At 74.8% G+C, this 2142-nt stretch carries 2 protein-coding genes; both read left to right on the top strand.

The genetic code is table 11. The features are described from left to right. The coding region (locus FMEAI12_RS37490; RefSeq protein WP_200835520.1) for a hypothetical protein at positions 1 to 1364 on the top strand (1364 nt) is incomplete at its 5' end. Positions 1365 to 1463: 99 nt separating this feature from the next. Further along, positions 1464 to 1949 (top strand): crosslink repair DNA glycosylase YcaQ family protein, encoded by a 486-nt coding sequence (locus FMEAI12_RS34890; RefSeq protein WP_112109304.1) that lies wholly within the window; start codon positions 1464 to 1466, stop codon positions 1947 to 1949. Positions 1950 to 2142 lie beyond the last annotated feature (193 nt).

Genomic DNA, 2142 nt, shown 5'->3' with positions numbered 1-2142 from the left:
GGGGCTCGGCTGGGCGGGTGCTGCCGGCGGTGGTGATGCTTGTCGCGGCCTGCGTCACCCCGGTGGCCGCGTGTGCCGGCGGGCCGGCACACGGCGCCACCGAGCTGACCGTGGCGTCCGCCGCCGCCTCGGACCGCCTCGACCACGTGTCGGTCCGGCTCCGCGACACCGGGCCAGGCCCCGGGGACGGCTACGCGCTGACCGGCGCCGCCGGCGACGCGACCGAGGGCGGGATCGCCGTCCTCGACGACATCTGGGAGCAGCGGACCCGGTCCGTGGGCGGCGCCGCCGAGCTGCGCGGCGGCGCGACGATCACCATCGCCGCCAGCCGCGACGCCGCGGCCGACCGGCCGTGGTCGGGTTCGTGGGCCCTGCGGGACCCGTCCGCCGGGATCGAGATCACCGCGGACGTCCGTGGTGAGGTGCTGCGGCCCGCCGACGGAACCGCCACCTGGTCCGGCCCGGCTCGTGTCCGCGGCCTGGACGCCGCCAGCGGTCCCGGGCGGCCCTCGACGGCCGAGATCACCATCGTGGACGGCGTGCCTGATCCCGGTGACCACGTGGTCCGGCTCCGGCACGCGGGCGTCGACCGGTGGGCGGCGGTGCGGGTTCCGGTCGAGGCGCCGGGCGGCCCGCTCCCAGCGTTGTTCCACTTCCCGGGGATGTTCGAGACCCCGGCGGTGGCGGAGCTTACGGGCCGGCTGTCGTCGTCCGCCGACCGCGAGCGTTACCTCCTGGTGGTCCCGGCGCATGAGGGGATCGGCTGGCAGGGGGTGCCCGGCGGGGAGGACTCCCCGCCCGTCGACGACCCCGGGTTCGCCCGCGCGCTCGCCGACCTGGTGATCGCCAGGTTCGGGGCGGACCCGTCCCGCCTCTACGCCTCCGGCACCAGCAACGGCGGTCTGTTCACGCAGTCGCTCGCCTGCCGGGCCCGCGACCGCTTCGCCGCGTTCGCCACGGTGGCGGGGTCGGCGCCCGGAGCCGGATGTCCCGGCTACCCGCGGGCCCGGCCCGCCCCGGTGCCGATGGTGGTCCTCCACGGCGCCGACGACCGGGTGCTCAAATATGCGGAGGCGGCTGCCGGGGCGCAGGCCTGGGCACGGTCCGCCGGCTGCGCGGCGACGACCGTCGACACCCCCCTGCCCGACCGGGCCCCGGCCGACGGCACGACCGTCGTCCGACACGAGTTCGCCGGCTGCCAGGCCGGCACGCCGGTGGTTCTCTACGAGATTGTCGGCGGCGGCCACACCTGGCCCGGCGGTGTCTCGTTGTTCCCGGTCGACGTGCTGGGTCGGGTCAGCGGCGATCTCGATGCGAACGCCGTGATCTGGAGCTTCGTGTCGCGGTTCCGACTGGGGAACTGACCGGCCGGGGCGTGGGCAGCGGTGGCCTGGCCGCTGGGGGGTCCGCCACTTGGCTCGAAGCAACCTTCGCGACGGAGGATCCCGCATACGCTGCGATCCGTGGGGAAATCCGGGCGGGGCGACGAGCTCACCCCGGGGGAGGCCCGGCGGCTCGCGCTCGCCGCCCAGGGGCTGATCCGTCCCCACGGGCCGGCCACGGCCGGTGCCCGCGCCATCCGGAACCTGGTCGACCTGGTCGGCGTCGTGCAGATCGACTCGGTGAACGTGCTGGCCAGGGCGCACTACCTGCCCGGCTTCTCCCGCTTCGGCCCCTACCCGACCGACGCCCTGGACAGCCACGTACACACCGACCGCAAGGCGTTCGAGTACTGGGCGCACGAGGCGTCCCTCGTTCCCGTGCAGTGGCAGCCGCTGTTCCGCTGGCGGGCCGAGCGGGCGCTGGCGACCGAGCTCAGGACCCTGGCCCGCTGGCTGGAGCTGGACGGCATCGAGGTCGAGCCGCGGGGCTCGCTGGCCGGCGCCCTCGCCTGCGAGCTCGGGTCGCGCTCGGTGAGCGGAACGTCCAGCGAGCGCAGCGCAGTGTGACCGGGGTTCCCGGTGGGAGGAGCGCCCTGTGGCGGGGGTGCCTGGTGAGTGGACTGCCCTGTTACAGGGGTGAAATCTGCTGTCGTGTTAGCGCTGGATGGTGTCAGATAGCGCTGTATGGTGGTGGTGTGAACCTCAAGGAGTGGGCTGCGGCGAACGGAGTCGGGTACTCCACCGCCCGACAGTGGTTCCT

The organism is Parafrankia sp. Ea1.12 (assembly GCF_900465275.1).
Taxonomy (GTDB): domain Bacteria; phylum Actinomycetota; class Actinomycetes; order Frankiales; family Frankiaceae; genus Parafrankia; species Parafrankia soli.
Note: the sequence above shows the minus strand (reverse complement) of the source record. Positions and strands in the feature narration are given on the sequence as shown.